The 13,384-nt window shown below is 57.1% G+C and carries 17 protein-coding genes; 8 read left to right on the forward strand and 9 right to left on the reverse strand.

The features are described from left to right. Positions 1-2 precede the first annotated feature (2 nt). Positions 3-1,184 (forward strand): AAA family ATPase, encoded by a 1,182-nt coding sequence (locus AC0B60_RS11920; protein ID WP_465086026.1) that lies wholly within the window; start codon positions 3-5, stop codon positions 1,182-1,184. 104 nt (positions 1,185-1,288) lie between these two features. After that, on the forward strand, positions 1,289-1,957 hold the full coding sequence (tenA, locus tag AC0B60_RS11925) for a thiaminase II (RefSeq protein ID WP_465086027.1): 669 nt from the start codon (positions 1,289-1,291) through the stop codon (positions 1,955-1,957). Between the two features lie 11 nt (positions 1,958-1,968). Here tenA and AC0B60_RS11930 read toward each other — a convergent pair whose 3' ends face one another. Beyond that, positions 1,969-2,313, reverse strand: coding sequence for a PBPRA1643 family SWIM/SEC-C metal-binding motif protein (locus tag AC0B60_RS11930; RefSeq protein ID WP_465086028.1), 345 nt, complete (start codon positions 2,311-2,313; stop codon positions 1,969-1,971). 199 nt (positions 2,314-2,512) lie between these two features. Between AC0B60_RS11930 and AC0B60_RS11935 the strand changes: the two genes are divergently transcribed. After that, positions 2,513-2,836, forward strand: coding sequence for a 2OG-Fe(II) oxygenase (locus tag AC0B60_RS11935; protein ID WP_465086029.1), 324 nt, complete (start codon positions 2,513-2,515; stop codon positions 2,834-2,836). A gap of 23 nt (positions 2,837-2,859) precedes the next feature. Here AC0B60_RS11935 and AC0B60_RS11940 read toward each other — a convergent pair whose 3' ends face one another. The 5 genes from AC0B60_RS11940 to AC0B60_RS11960 form a co-directional block, all read right to left on the reverse strand. After that, complete coding sequence (locus tag AC0B60_RS11940; protein WP_465086030.1) at positions 2,860-3,582, reverse strand: DnaJ domain-containing protein; 723 nt, start codon at positions 3,580-3,582, stop codon at positions 2,860-2,862. Between the two features lie 58 nt (positions 3,583-3,640). Then, positions 3,641-4,336, reverse strand: a complete 696-nt coding sequence (locus tag AC0B60_RS11945; RefSeq protein ID WP_465086031.1) for a VWA domain-containing protein — start codon at positions 4,334-4,336, stop codon at positions 3,641-3,643. An 8-nt stretch (positions 4,337-4,344) separates the two neighbouring features. Then, on the reverse strand, positions 4,345-4,983 hold the full coding sequence (locus tag AC0B60_RS11950; protein WP_465086032.1) for an SDR family oxidoreductase: 639 nt from the start codon (positions 4,981-4,983) through the stop codon (positions 4,345-4,347). A gap of 132 nt (positions 4,984-5,115) precedes the next feature. Further along, complete coding sequence (locus tag AC0B60_RS11955; RefSeq protein WP_465086033.1) at positions 5,116-5,667, reverse strand: hypothetical protein; 552 nt, start codon at positions 5,665-5,667, stop codon at positions 5,116-5,118. 129 nt (positions 5,668-5,796) lie between these two features. Next, a complete protein-coding gene (locus AC0B60_RS11960; protein ID WP_465086034.1) occupies positions 5,797-6,249 on the reverse strand; it encodes a GatB/YqeY domain-containing protein in 453 nt (150 codons plus the stop codon). 134 nt (positions 6,250-6,383) lie between these two features. On the opposite strand from AC0B60_RS11960, the gene AC0B60_RS11965 reads away from it, so the two are divergent. Further along, on the forward strand, positions 6,384-7,052 hold the full coding sequence (locus tag AC0B60_RS11965) for a glutathione S-transferase family protein (RefSeq protein ID WP_465086035.1): 669 nt from the start codon (positions 6,384-6,386) through the stop codon (positions 7,050-7,052). A 111-nt stretch (positions 7,053-7,163) separates the two neighbouring features. Next, positions 7,164-7,661, forward strand: a complete 498-nt coding sequence (locus tag AC0B60_RS11970; protein ID WP_465086037.1) for a DUF2780 domain-containing protein — start codon at positions 7,164-7,166, stop codon at positions 7,659-7,661. Between the two features lie 27 nt (positions 7,662-7,688). Here the strand turns inward: AC0B60_RS11970 and AC0B60_RS11975 are convergent, their stop codons facing one another. Beyond that, entirely contained in the window at positions 7,689-8,105 is a 417-nt protein-coding gene (locus tag AC0B60_RS11975) for an acyl-CoA thioesterase (protein ID WP_465086038.1), read from the reverse strand. 15 nt (positions 8,106-8,120) lie between these two features. Beyond that, positions 8,121-9,257, reverse strand: a complete 1,137-nt coding sequence (locus AC0B60_RS11980) for a zinc-dependent alcohol dehydrogenase family protein (RefSeq protein ID WP_465086039.1) — start codon at positions 9,255-9,257, stop codon at positions 8,121-8,123. Between the two features lie 185 nt (positions 9,258-9,442). Here AC0B60_RS11980 and AC0B60_RS11985 point away from each other — a divergent pair, with 185 nt between their 5' ends. Then, positions 9,443-10,408 (forward strand): DUF6635 family protein, encoded by a 966-nt coding sequence (locus tag AC0B60_RS11985; RefSeq protein ID WP_465086040.1) that lies wholly within the window; start codon positions 9,443-9,445, stop codon positions 10,406-10,408. Between the two features lie 19 nt (positions 10,409-10,427). On the opposite strand, the gene AC0B60_RS11990 is transcribed toward AC0B60_RS11985, so the two are convergent. Next, on the reverse strand, positions 10,428-11,114 hold the full coding sequence (locus AC0B60_RS11990; protein ID WP_465086041.1) for an SDR family oxidoreductase: 687 nt from the start codon (positions 11,112-11,114) through the stop codon (positions 10,428-10,430). 226 nt (positions 11,115-11,340) lie between these two features. Here AC0B60_RS11990 and AC0B60_RS11995 point away from each other — a divergent pair, with 226 nt between their 5' ends. Together AC0B60_RS11995 and AC0B60_RS12000 are read left to right on the forward strand one after the other, a co-directional pair. Next, a complete protein-coding gene (locus AC0B60_RS11995; protein ID WP_465086042.1) occupies positions 11,341-12,507 on the forward strand; it encodes a methyl-accepting chemotaxis protein in 1,167 nt (388 codons plus the stop codon). Continuing rightward, on the forward strand, positions 12,507-13,325 hold the full coding sequence (locus AC0B60_RS12000) for a nitrate- and nitrite sensing domain-containing protein (RefSeq protein WP_465086043.1): 819 nt from the start codon (positions 12,507-12,509) through the stop codon (positions 13,323-13,325). The genes AC0B60_RS11995 and AC0B60_RS12000 overlap by 1 nt, the downstream gene beginning before the upstream one ends. The last annotated feature ends 59 nt before the right edge of the window (positions 13,326-13,384 follow it).

The raw sequence follows: 13,384 nt of genomic DNA on the forward strand, positions 1-13,384 counted from the left end.
TTATGATCAACGCCTTTGCCGTATCCAACTACCGCAGCCTCAAAAATATCGTCGCTCCCCTGGCCGGTCTCAATGTGGTAACCGGGCCCAACGGCTGCGGCAAGTCCAACCTTTACAAGTCCTTGCGGTTACTGGCTGAAACCGCAAAGGGCAACTTGATCTCGTCGATCGCACAGGAAGGAGGGCTGGATTACACGTTCTGGGCGGGGCCGAAAACCTTTACCAAGGGCATGAAAGACGGTGTCGATCCCGTCCAGGGCTCTGCCAAAAAACAGAACAGCCGACTTAGGCTGGGCTTTGTAGGTGAAGACTTCGGCTACGCCATCTCATTAGGCATGCCCTCACCTCAAGGATTTGCGGGCTACCAGGACCCCTCAATGTTTCAGTTCGACCCGGAAATCAAGCGCGAATGCATATGGGCGGGCGACGTCTGCCGTCCCAGTAGTTGCCTGATTGACCGGGTCGGGCCAGTGGTAAAAGTGCGCAACGGTCGTAAATGGGAGGTCTACAACGCCCATCTCAACACCTACGAAAGCATCCTCAACGAAATCAGTGATCCTGTGGCTGTGCCCGAGGTCCATGCTGTCCGGCAAACCATCCGCAACTGGCGCTTCTACGACCAGTTCCGGACCGATCCGCAGTCCACCATCCGCTCTCCGCAAATCGGTACGCGAACGCCAGTACTTGATCACGACGGCCATAGTCTGGTCGCGGCCCTGCGGACCATCTACGAGATTGGAGACCGCGCAGCGTTGTACGATGCTATTGAGGATGCCTTTCCCGGAGCAACCATCAACTTTGAGGCAGACTCCGGCAACCGCTTCATACTACAGTTTTTTCAGGATGGGTTGCTACGCCCGTTGAACCAAGCGGAACTGTCAGACGGCACGCTTCGCTATCTGTTGCTGGTAGCCGCATTACTCACGCCCAGGCCACCTTCACTACTGGTGCTAAATGAGCCCGAAACCAGCCTGCATCCGGACTTGCTTCCTGCCCTGGGACGCCTGATCATCCGCGCATCTCGTGAAACCCAGGTGTGGGTGGTTTCCCATGCGCCACGTTTGGTGGCGACTCTGGAACAGGATGGCGACTGCAACTCCATCGCCCTGAACAAAGACCTTGGCGAAACCGTTATCCTGGGGCAGGGTTTGTTGGATGCGCCACCCTGGCAATGGGCGGATTAACAATGGAGTTCACCTTCATGGGCACATCCGCCGGAACCCCAACACGGTCACGAAATGTGAGCGGCCTGGCCCACACATACCCAATCTGACGAAGGATGTTCACAATGCCTTACCAGTTCGAAGATCTACGAAAAGCCTGTCAAACCGAATGGCGCGACTACATTGAGCACAGTTTCGTAAAGCAGTTAGGCGATGCGTCGCTCGCTCCCGAAGCGTTTCAGCACTATCTCAAGCAGGATTACCTGTTTCTGATCCAGTTTGCCCGCGCCTTCGCCCTGGCGGCCTACAAAAGCCCAACCCTGCTGGATCTCCGCCAGGCAAAGGAAGGCTTGCAGGCCATCGTGGATGTAGAGCTGGATTTGCACATCAACTACTGCAAGGAATGGGGCATTTCAGAAGCAGAACTTGCCAACCTGCCGGAAGCGCGCGCCACCCTTGCCTACACACGCTATGTGCTCGACACCGGCAACCGCGGCGATTTGCTGGACCTGCATGTTGCGCTCTCACCCTGCATGGTGGGTTACGGGGAAATCGCCAATTGGCTGAACAACCGGGCGGAAACCATTCGGGGAGACAAAAATCCGTATGATGCCTGGATCGCCATGTACGAAAGCGACGAGTTCCAACAAGCCATGCACGCGGAAATCCAGTGGCTGGATGAACGACTGGCGGATGTATCTCCCGCCAGGTTCGCGCAGCTTACCCGGATATTCAGCGACGCCACCCGGCTGGAAATCGATTTCTGGGAAATGGGGCTGAAGCAGAGCGATTGAGAAACGCGTGGTCAACCACAGCACTTCTTGAACTTGGCACCACTCCCGCAATGGCAAGGATCATTGCGGGAAGGCAGTTTCGCCGTGGTCACCGTCGCCCCTTTGTTCAGGAGTGCCGTCAGTTCGGTGATGGATTCAACCGCACCCTCGCGGGTATCCACTGTAATGTTGGCGTGCAGATTGGCTTCCGCCACCTGTGCTTCGACCTCCTGCCTACGCGCCTCGCTGGTGACCACCAGCGTTAGCGGAAACTTCTTACTGCCACTCTTCTGACTGGCCTTGGTCTGAAAACCGCCATAAGCGGTGTGATGCTGGCGTGCGTCCTGCCGGCCTTTGTAGAAGAACTTGTCTGACATGCTGAAATCTCGATGAATGGAAGAGTACCTGGCGCCCCAAAAAAGCGAGCGAGCACCGGACGAGACGTTTTAGCATGCTTACGGAATTGGATATATAGGCATAAGTGGAATTTCGATGTACCCAACCCTAACTTGACCACAACCCAACAGCCGCCGCAAACTGAGAAGAAACACCACTCAATAGCGAAAAGCACAGCCAATGCCTGAAAACGTAAAAAACCGGATTCTCTTTCGTTCCAAACGCCTGAATCTGTACCTCGTTCGTTACCCGGAAGGTCACAAGGTGGGACCGCACCTGGACATGACTTCCGAAGGCCGGCTGTACAAACTCAATTGTGTTCTGGTAAAGCCCAAAGCAGGCGGTGAGTTCATCTGCGAAAAGAACATTTTCAACTTGTTTGGCCGGGTATACCTGTTTCGACCAGATCTCTACCAACACCGGGTTTCGAAGATTGAACGTGGGAATCGTTGGTTGCTCAGCTTTGCACTTAACACATCGGGTAACGTTCCCCTGGCACAATGATCGCCTCGATCCGACAGAAGCCGTCAGCCCAACAAACACGCCTTGGCCTCGTTGATGCGGGCGGCCAAATAGTTACTCCCGCCGCGGTCCGGGTGTACTTTCTGCATCATCCTGCGGTGGGCCTGAATGATCTCGTCCTGTGTTGCACCAGGCTTCAGTCCCAAGATATCCAGTGCTTCGCTCTCGGTAAGCGGACCGCCGACATCGGCTTGCTCTCCGGATTCTTCGCCTCCAGCGCAGGCTTCATCGTCAGCACGCCATGAATCACCAAACCGGCGGTCAAGATAGCTTTCCAGCAGCCGGGCGGAATCCTCGTCGTGCGCCCGGCAGTATCGCAACAGCTCAAGAAATTCGCTTTCCCCCAGGTCCGCCAGCTCTCGCCCGGCCATGGGGCCTTTCAGGACCTTGCCACTCATGATGCCGGAGTCATGATCCAGGCTCATTTCCAGAATGTCGCCGGACACATGGGACTGGTTGCCCGAACTTGCGTTTGTATCTCCCGTTCCGGCCCCCGCCATGCGCCCCGTCAACAATGATGGCAGCACCCGGCGTAGCAGTGGATAGAGAAACGCCAACAATGCGAATAAGGCGTGCAAGCGGCCGGTAACGGCCAACAGGACCACTATTCCGATAGCGGCCATCAAGGCCAGCTTAATCATCGCCGGCTTACGTTGGCTGGCCGGCTGGTTGCGCAGCCAGACCCACGCAACAACCGACAGTGCTATGACCAGAAGCGTTAGTGGCACTCAGATACCCCGGAACTCATCGGTCCATCGATGGCTTGAACGTGGATTGAAACAAGCGCTACTTGATCTGCTGGGTCAGGCGCTTGATCTCTGGAGAGCTGCGGCTGGAAAAATCCTGCAGGGCCTTGGCTCCCCCGGAAGCATAGACCGCCACCGCAGCCATAAGATCCTTGAGAACCTGCGGACTGTTGCGATCGAAGGGGGCATAGGCGCCACCAGACAACTTGCTCACCTGCTGGAACACTGCCATAGCATGTGCGTCGGCGCCCTCGTGGAACATGAATACCGGTGTTCGCAGCATCCCCAGCTCACCTGCGGTATGACACAACTCGTCCACCGGCTCCTCGCAACAGTCGCCGATAAACACCACGGCGCTGACGGCCTTTGCGCGGGTCTCTTTCAATGCATGAGCCAACACCCGGCTGATCTGGGTGCGGCCACCCAGGCAGGAAACGCCGTTCATCAGGTTCAATAACTGACCGGTCTCAGTCACAAACCCCGTGGCCTTGAACTCGCCAAAGCCGCGGTAGTAACACAGCTGAATGGACAGACCGCCCAGATCACGGGTCGCGATGAACAGCTCACTCTGCAAGTGGCAAGCCTCATCCCACGTCGCCTCCCTGCTCGCTGTGGCGTCCAGGGCAAAAATCAGCCTGCCCTGTTCACTACCTTGTTTGGGCAGCGTGCGAACCTCATTGATAAACCGGTCAATAGACTGTTTATCGGATTTGGCGCGAAGCTCTTTGTCGGACATCGTGGCGGTTACAATCCTGCCAGTGCGTCAGGCACCGGCGTTTCGCCAGACACCACGTCAAACACGCGGTTAGTGGTGGCATCCGAATCCAGAACCGCCAGCAACACGCGGGCAACGTCCTGCCGTGGAATCTTGCCGAAATTCTCCAGCCTCGCACTCACCGCAACCTTGCCCGTGCCTTCATCGTTGGTCAGTTGCCCCGGGCGAACAATGGTGTAATTCAGGCCGCTGTGCTTCAGGTACTCATCAGCGTTGCGCTTGGCCTGAAGGTAATGGCGCAGCTTTTCCGGCCCCTTCTCCGGCTCCTCAGCCCGCATACTGCTCACGATGACAAACCGCTTTATACCCATGGCCTTGGCCGTGTCTATCAGACGGATAGCACCGTCCTGATCCACATCGACGGTCTTGTCCGGCCCGGTATGAGGGCCTGATCCCGCGGTAAAGATGACTGCATCGCAACCTCGCATGGCCTCACTGCAGTCTTGCTCCAGATCGCCCTGTACGGTTTCCGTAGCGCCCAGTTTCTGTAATTCCGGCCCCTGATCAGGGTGCCGAATGAGGGCCCGTACTTCGTGATCGCTGTCTGCCATTTCCTGCAAAAGGTATTGCCCGATTTTCCCGTTGGCTCCTGCAATGAACACATGCATGGCGGATCTCCTGGTTAGTTGTTTGGCATGAATATCCGTTATAGCTGTGTGTGCTGCACGCAAAATTCAAGGCCACGAAAACCCAAGTACATTGCTGAACCAATGGTAATCCTGCCCGGACCAGATCAACATCTAGGTTTTAACAAGATGTGCCGGTTGGGTGGGATTGAAGTCCACCCAGTGCCCACTTTTGATACTCCCCTCCGCTTCCTCAATCTGATCGGCATCGTGCTCCCCGAACAGTGCCACAATGTCCTGCCAGTCCTTGTAATCCACTTCGACAGCCACATGAAGCCCGGCTTTACGGTCCACAGCCTGCCGGTCCCCGGGGGTCTTTTCCGCCGTTTCGGCCTCGTTATCTGTCTCTCTAACTGCGCCTGCCAGGGACCCCGTATAGGCACCCACACCTGCACCGGCGACAGTCCCTAACGGCCCGGCGACGGAGCCGACGGCTGCACCCGCTGCCGCACCTACACCAGCTCCGACCCCAGCCCCTTTCCCCGCATCAGAGGCACCAGGCGACGCTGTTTTGTCTCCTCCCTGGGGTAGCAAGTGGTGTTGCCCGTCGGGGTTAATGAAGAACACAGAAACCTTTTCCCGACTGATCCCTAACTCTTGAAGGGCATTGGCAAGTTTTTCCGCATGTTCCTGGACGTCCAGCCGCCCCGCGATGATAAGCCCCATAGAATTCTCCCCAAATCTCTCCCAATATTCGCATTACTACATGCCACAACAATAGCAGATGTAGAGTTTTGCATTCCGGGTGCCGTTTTCTCCTGTCTTCGCTATCCAACCAGGAACGAGAAAATATACCTACGCCAGTGCGGCCCGCACCTTCTTGCTCAGGTGGCCCATATCGACCCGGCCAAGTACCTGGGGCCGCAAATCGTTCATAACACGCCCCATATCCTGCATACCCTGAGCGTCGGTTGAGCTGATGGCCATACGAATCAGGCCGTCAAGGTCATCCTCAGTAAGGGCGGCGGGCATGAATTCCTCGATAATCACCATTTCCGCTCTTTCCTTGTCACCCAACTCCTCGCGGCCGGCCTCATCGTACTGACTGGCAGCGTCGCGGCGCTGCTTGAGCATCTTGTCCAGCACCTTCAGAACCTCGTCATCGCTCAAGTCACGGCGCTCATCAATCTCAATCTGTTTGACCGCAGCCTGCGCCATACGCAGGGTGACAAGCCGGGTTTTATCCTTGTTCCGCATCGCGTCTTTCACCGCAGTGTTCAGTTGTTCCTTAAGTGTTGCTTCTGCCATTGCCGGCCTCCTTAATATGAGTTAGATCAGCTTTCCCAAATAGTGATTCATAGCACGATGAGAGTGAACCAAAAAGCTATTTGCAGACTACACTACTAACCTGCTCATTCTTTTGACATAAGTGGAGTCACTGCATGATTACCGTTCACCACCTCAACAATTCCCGCTCACAACGCGTTCTCTGGATGCTGGAAGAATTGGGAGTGCCCTACGAAATCCAGCGTTACGAGCGTGACCCTCAAACCATGCTGGCGCCTGCCAGCCTGAAAAAAGTACACCCGCTCGGTAAATCACCGGTTATTACCGATGGCGATCTGGTGGTAGCCGAGTCAGGCGCTATTATTGAGTATCTGGCCCACACCTACGGCAAAGACACCCTGTTGCCGGAAGCCGGCGGCCAGGCGTGGCTGGATTATACCTATTGGCTGCATTACGCCGAAGGTTCCCTGATGCCACCACTGGTGATGCGCCTGGTATTCCAGAAGGTTAGGAACAGCCCGATGCCATTTTTTATCAAGCCGGTGGCCAAAGGCATCGCCGATAAAACCACTGAAACCTTCATTGGCCCGATGATAAAGACACACCTGGATTTCGTGGAGGCCCACCTGGCGAACAACACCTGGTTCCTCGGGGATAATCTCAGCGCCGCGGACATCCAGATGAGCTTTCCGCTGGAAGCCTCAGTGGCACGGGGTATCGTTGGCAAAGACAGGCCTCACATCAATGCGTGGGTCGAGAAAGCACACGGCAGACCCGCGTATCAGAAGGCACTTGAGAAGGGCGGTGAATACGATTTTGCCTGAGCGCAAGGTCCGATACTCAGATATGTCTCGGTTTCCCACACTTTTATTGAACACCGGTCGCCACCATCTATAGAGAACAGACTTCGACCATACATCCCTCAGGATCTATAAATGAACGCGACCATCAAGCAATTCCTCCTGGTTTCAAGCATCTACCTGCTCGCCCCAACCGTTAACGCCTTCGACCTTAACGACGCGCTTTCCAGCGGCACAGAAGCAATGTCCTCGGCATCTGACGTCAGCGGTGAAGCCCAGCAACTGGTTGGCCAACTTCAGAGCCAGCTCGGCGTCACGCAGGCCCAGGCAACAGGGGGCACCGGTGCCCTGTTACAGCTCGCGAAAAATCAGCTTGGCAACGAATCCATGAGCACCCTCACCAGCAAGGCCTCTGGCCTATCCAGCCTGCTGGGCGGTGGTAGCAGCCTGAGCGGAAACCTGCTCTCCAACATATCGTCGATGGACGGCGTGCGGTCTGCCTTCACCGCCCTGGGTATGGACAGTGGCATGATCCAGCAGTTTGTCCCCGTTATCATGAGCTTCCTGGGGAACCAGGGGATTGGCTCTTCGTTGCTGGGGCAACTGCAAGGGCTCTGGGCGCCGGACTCGTAAAAAGGTCGACTCTCTCAGGGCCGGTTCCTACACCGTGATTCGTTCCAGGGCCTCCCGAATCCCTGGAGGAATCGATGTCGAGGACTGGGTGGCACGATCAACAAACACATGGACAAGCTCGCCATGTGCGGCTGCCTGTGTGTCGCTTCCCGCGAATATCCCCACTTCGTAGGTGACAGACCGGTTGCCAATTCTGGCGACCCGAACGCCGGCTTCGAGGGCATCAGGGTAGGCCACCGGCTTCTTGAACTGGCAGCTCGAACTCACCATAAAGCCCACTACCGGCGCGTTGTGTATATCAAGACCGCCTTCCTCAATGAGATAGCGGTTGATGACGGAATCGAAGTACGAATAGTAGGTCACGTTGTTTACGTGCCCATAGATGTCGTTATCCATCCACCGGGTAATGATGGGGTAAAACACGGGGAAGTCAGATCGTTCCATGGAGGCGGCCTGGCGTCAGTGATCGTCAAAAAGAATGACCTGGCGAATGGCTTTGCCGTTTGCCAGTCGCTCAAAGCCTTCGTTAATCTCATCGAGGGTCAGGGTGTCACTCAGTAGTTTGTCTACCGGCAACCGCCCCTGGCGGAACAGGCTGACGTAGCGGGCCACATCGCGCACCGGCACACAACTCCCGACATAACTACCCTTGAGGGTTCGTTCCTCTGCCACCAGGCTGACCTGCTGAATGGAGACCTTCCGTTCTGGATGTGCCAAACCACCGGTTACAGTTGTACCGCCACGACGAGTCAATTGATAAGCCAGCTCAAGCGCTTTCTCAGACCCTGCCATTTCAATCGCGCAGTCAACGCCACCGTTCGTTAGCGCTTTCACCTGGCTCACGCAGTCCTCATCCGCAGCATTGATGCCAGCGCTGGCACCCAGGCTCTTGGCCAGTGCAAGCTTGTCGTCGTCCAGGTCTATGGCGATAACCTGCCCCGCCCCGGCCACCAAGGCACCCAATACACTGTTCAGGCCCACGCCTCCGAGCCCGACAACGGCTACCGTCTGGCCAGCTTTGATGTCGGCCGAATTGATGGCGGCACCCACACCGGTCAGCACGGCACAACCAAAGAGGGCTGCATGGTGAAACGGCAGGTCTGGATCAATCCGTACCAGCGAATGCCTGGATACCACCGCGTGATCGGCGAACGCAGACACGCCCAAATGATGATTCACCGGCGCACCATCCGCTCGATGCAGCCGATGTTCGCCACCGATAAGCGTACCGGCATTGTTTGCGACCGCAGCCGGTTCACACAGAGCCGGGCGACCTTCAGCACAGGGGCTGCAGTGGCCACAGCTGGGCACGAATACCGTGACCACGTGATCACCCGGACTGAGATCCTTCACCCCTGCCCCAACCGATTTAACAACGCCTGCCGCCTCATGGCCCAGGGCCATGGGCACGGGCCTTGGCCGGTTGCCGTCGATCACGGACAGGTCCGAATGGCACAAACCCGCAGCGCGGATCTGAACCAACACCTCATGATCGCCCGGGGCATCGAGTTCCAGTTCTTCGATCGTCAACGGTCGGGTTTTGTCGAACGGCTGTGGCGCACCAATCGTCTCCAATACAGCTGCACGGATTTTCATAGCGGTGATCCTGTTGGCGTTTTTGTTCAAGATTTCCGCAAGGTACTAAGTTTCTCTGACTTAGGGAAGTTCTGAGATTTCTCTACCTGATGATCAGGGTGTTATCGGGAAACCATGAAGATTCCTGATAAAGTGAGCGCCTGGAAATGAATCCGTCCCACTTACCAGTAACTGCGCCAGTATCTATGTCGAATGCCATATCGTCCGAGCAGAACATCTCCGAGGCAGAGATAGAGCAAGCTATTCGCTCGGGAATTGAGCGGTATTTTGCCGACTGCAGGGCGCGGGTGCCGGCGTTTATCGACCGACATTTTCATTACCCCGGAGCTGTCGCGACCAACCGGATGGCTCTGGGCTGGGACATGTTGCGGGCGCCGATCAACCTGCTTTGGGCGCCGATTTACGCCCTGGCCTGTCTGGTAAAAATTCCGACGCGCAAACGAGCCGGCCTGAGGTGGCTGTACCGAATGGCCGATCGCGTGCCTGCGGGTTTCACCACCCGCGTACAACTACACATCTCGAATCTGATTCAGGCCGACCTGCTGAACAATGGTCAGCCAACGGGCCACCTGCTGGAGGACTATCTGTTGGAAGCGTTGGAGGAGGTTTATGAGCGCCACAGCTCTGAGCCGGTCGACCACCAGCGCTTTATCAAGCTGATAGAGCCCGTGATTGCCGACGCTCTTCGTCAGTACCGCGTAACCCGGACGGCCTCTGCCGATATCACCAACAGCATTTCATGCACGGTACTGGGCGCGTTTGCGTTCCAGAAGTTTACGCCTGGGGGCATAGGCCTCGGAGTGGTGCTGGCGTCCATGCTCGCAAAGACTCTGGCTGCCAGGGATTTTATCCTCGGCGAAACCATAGGCGGGTGGTACTACAGCGTGTTTCCACCCGAGCCCTCGCTGGCGACGACGGCCAGCGTCATGCTCGCGGTCATGGCCGCCCTGGCAGCATTCGCAGCGCTGTCCGGCGTCATTTCCGACCCTGTGCAGGCGGCAATCGGCCTGCACCGTCGTCGCCTGCACAAGCTTCTGGATCACCTGGAGCGGGACGCCTCTCTCAGCACCCAAAGCAGCTTTCGCCCGAAAGACCAGTACGTGGCGCGCATTCTGGACACGTTTGACGTGATCCGGGCGGGGTTGATCTAACCCGATTTCCGAGCCCCTCTTATTCAATGGGCGGCGTAGGCCGGACAAGTATCTCGTTTACATCTACGTGGGCTGGCTGCGACAGGGCGTAGACCACCGCATTGGCGATGTCGTCCGGCTTCAGTGCCCTTTCTGGGGGCTCGTCAAAGAAAGGCGTGTCTACCATTCCAGGCTCTATCAGCGTTACCCGAACGCCGGTTCCCCGTAACTCTTCCCGGACACCGTAGCCGATGGCCGACACCGCCCACTTCGTGGCGCTGTACATAGAGCCAGGAATGGTCACCCTGCCGGCGGCGGAACCGGTGAGCAGCAAGTGGCCACGGCTTTCTTTCAGGGCTGGCAGACAGTGTTGCAGAGTGAGGCCAACGCCATAAACATTGGTAAGAATCATATCCCGCCACGCGTCGGTGTCTGCGCCACTGAAGCCGCCCGGCGAACCACCGCGACCTGCATTGGCAAACACCGCATCAATTTGCCCAAAAGCTTCCAGGGCCCGTTCAACCATGGCCTTCTGGTCTTCGCTGCTTTGAACATCACACTGAACACTGATTGCCCGATCGCCACCAAGCTCCTCCTTCAGGCTTTGAAGACTGTCTTCCGAACGCGCTGCCAGTACAACACGATAACCATTTTCCGCAGCAGCGCGAGCCGTGGCGGCACCAATGCCCGAAGATGCGCCGGTGATCAAAAGAACTGGGTCTGCCATGACAACCTCCTTTTCGATTGGGTTCGGGGCTATGTACGAAGTGGTATTCAGATTAGCTTCATTTGGTCTTTTGCGCTGTTTTTACGCTCGGGCAACAGAACGGCGCCCCATAAAAGTGCACAAGCCATCCCGCTCAGGACTCCAAACCCGGACGGCACGGTCATCCAGATACGGTATATATCTTGCTTCGCGTCGAAGAGCACCCTTTAGATCGTGAGGACGGATAATGAATCTACTGCTGTACCCTGCGGCGCTGTTTGCCAGCCGACTCAGGCTCCGACCTGTTATTACTGGCACCAGCATGGCCCTGATTGCCGGTGTGGTGTTGACTATTTTGGGGCATTTCGCGGCTGGACTGGTACTGATGGTATTGGCGGGCTACCTCACCAACAGCCTCCTACTTCTTGCTCAAAGAGAAACGGAAGTCCTAATTGCCGAGTGTCGAAATCAGCTCGACAAAAGAGATTATCGCCTTCTTGATACGCGACTAGGGGTATTTGGACCCGTCGCCCAAGCCTTCGCCGACACACTTCGCGACAGCGAACGCCGGGAGCAAAGGCTTGAGGACCGCCTTGCTGAAATCGCCCATGCCACTGGCGAACTGTCGCAGAGCAGCCAACATATCGCCAACAGCGCCGGCGAGCAGCGACAGGCGTCCGCTGCAACCTCCGCAGCTGTCGAGGAGATGAGCCAGAGCATTGCCGAAGTCGCACGCAACGCCCGGTTTTCAGAACAGGCCAGCGAACAGGTTCGCGATCTGGTCAAGGAAGGCGGTAGTCGCCTGGCGACGGCCAGCGACACCATTGTCGAAATGGCGGCCGATGCAGAGCGGACCACCAGACTGATGACACAACTCCTCGACCAGTTTCAGTCTGTCACCAGCATGACTGCCACCATCAGACACATCGCGGAACAGACCAACCTGCTCGCCCTGAACGCCGCGATCGAGGCAGCGCGTGCTGGCGACGGCGGCCGAGGCTTTGCCGTTGTTGCCAGCGAAGTCCGCCAACTGGCCAACAGCAGCCACCAATCCGCCGCTGACATTGGCGCTAACATTTCCAGTGTCAGAGAAAAAATTGAAGCGACCCATAACCAGATGGACAAGCTTCTGGGGCAGGCTCAGGACGGCGTGGCTCACACACGGGCCGTTCAGGAGTGCCTGGAGCAGATTCAGTCCCACTCCCTGCAAATGAACGAGCAGGTGGCGTCAGTGGCGCAGAACGCGCGCGAGCAGGATCTCGCCGTCAGTGAAATCGCCACCCAGGTGGATACCACACACCAACGGATTGACGCCAATGGACGGGCAACCGAGGAAACAGACCAAATTGTTCAACATATCCAGAGCCTGACAGCCACACTCACAGAACCCGCCATGGCAGGAGGTACTCGCTGATGGAACTCCTTATTGCCGCCTCATTAAGCGCTCTCGCAATCATCGTTCTGGCGATCAGGAAACCCTGGCAGAACCCGGCCCGGCGCGCGGAAGGGTTACACTTGCTAAAAGGCCTGCGGCAGCTCCTCGAACACCTGCAACAGCACCGTGGCCTGAGCACGGGTTATCTCGGCGGCGATCGCTCCCTCAAGCCCAAAGTGGATCAGACCCGGGCATCAATTCGTGCAGACCTTCACAACCTCGATGCCTCCAGTTTGTCTTGCCATGAACGCTGGGCCTCGTTTACCGACCACTGGTCCCGGCTGGAAAGCTCAGCCCTTACGCTTCCGATCAGTGACAACATAAAACAGCACAACCAGCTCATTGCCAACATGCTGCAACTGATCGAAGACATCGCAGCCCACCATAACCTGCTGTTTGTGACGCATCCGGGTGACGGGGTGAGCACCCTATGGCGCGAGCTACTGTATACCACCGAATGGCTGGGACAGGCACGGGCTCTGGGCACCGGCATTGCGGCAGCCGGGCAAAGCACTGGCGTGGAGCGAATCAGGCTGGGCTTTCTGTGTGAGCGAATTGAAGCATTGTCGTCCATCGCACACGCCGATCTGAATGGGCACAACCAGAACGGGCCGCGGTCACTGAAGGACGCCGGCCGGACCGTCAGCGTGCTATTGTCCGTTATCGAAACCGAGTTCCTCTCTGCCGCCGCACCGAAACTACCGGCAACAGCCTATTTCGACCAGGCCACCAAGGCCATCAGTGCCCAGTTCGCGGTGGTCGATGAGATGCTGTTGGCACTGCAACAAAAGGTCTGACTTCACGCCGGAAGCCCGGGCTGCCCCAGAAGGGTATTGTGATGAGGCTCGGGCCTCAT

This window comes from Marinobacter sp. V34, from assembly GCF_055524115.1.

Excerpts from the sequence above, each read along its gene's own strand:
- AC0B60_RS11920 (WP_465086026.1), top strand. The coding sequence starts at position 3 with ATGATCAACGCCTTTGCCGTATCCAACTACCGCAGCCTCAAAAATATC.
- tenA (WP_465086027.1), top strand. The coding sequence starts at position 1,289 with ATGCCTTACCAGTTCGAAGATCTACGAAAAGCCTGTCAAACCGAATGG.
- AC0B60_RS11930 (WP_465086028.1), bottom strand. The coding sequence starts at position 2,313 with ATGTCAGACAAGTTCTTCTACAAAGGCCGGCAGGACGCACGCCAGCAT.
- AC0B60_RS11935 (WP_465086029.1), top strand. The coding sequence starts at position 2,513 with ATGCCTGAAAACGTAAAAAACCGGATTCTCTTTCGTTCCAAACGCCTG.
- AC0B60_RS11945 (WP_465086031.1), bottom strand. The coding sequence starts at position 4,336 with ATGTCCGACAAAGAGCTTCGCGCCAAATCCGATAAACAGTCTATTGAC.
- AC0B60_RS11950 (WP_465086032.1), bottom strand. The coding sequence starts at position 4,983 with ATGCATGTGTTCATTGCAGGAGCCAACGGGAAAATCGGGCAATACCTT.
- AC0B60_RS11955 (WP_465086033.1), bottom strand. The coding sequence starts at position 5,667 with ATGGGGCTTATCATCGCGGGGCGGCTGGACGTCCAGGAACATGCGGAA.
- AC0B60_RS11960 (WP_465086034.1), bottom strand. The coding sequence starts at position 6,249 with ATGGCAGAAGCAACACTTAAGGAACAACTGAACACTGCGGTGAAAGAC.
- AC0B60_RS11965 (WP_465086035.1), top strand. The coding sequence starts at position 6,384 with ATGATTACCGTTCACCACCTCAACAATTCCCGCTCACAACGCGTTCTC.
- AC0B60_RS11970 (WP_465086037.1), top strand. The coding sequence starts at position 7,164 with ATGAACGCGACCATCAAGCAATTCCTCCTGGTTTCAAGCATCTACCTG.
- AC0B60_RS11975 (WP_465086038.1), bottom strand. The coding sequence starts at position 8,105 with ATGGAACGATCTGACTTCCCCGTGTTTTACCCCATCATTACCCGGTGG.
- AC0B60_RS11980 (WP_465086039.1), bottom strand. The coding sequence starts at position 9,257 with ATGAAAATCCGTGCAGCTGTATTGGAGACGATTGGTGCGCCACAGCCG.
- AC0B60_RS11985 (WP_465086040.1), top strand. The coding sequence starts at position 9,443 with ATGTCGAATGCCATATCGTCCGAGCAGAACATCTCCGAGGCAGAGATA.
- AC0B60_RS11990 (WP_465086041.1), bottom strand. The coding sequence starts at position 11,114 with ATGGCAGACCCAGTTCTTTTGATCACCGGCGCATCTTCGGGCATTGGT.
- AC0B60_RS11995 (WP_465086042.1), top strand. The coding sequence starts at position 11,341 with ATGAATCTACTGCTGTACCCTGCGGCGCTGTTTGCCAGCCGACTCAGG.
- AC0B60_RS12000 (WP_465086043.1), top strand. The coding sequence starts at position 12,507 with ATGGAACTCCTTATTGCCGCCTCATTAAGCGCTCTCGCAATCATCGTT.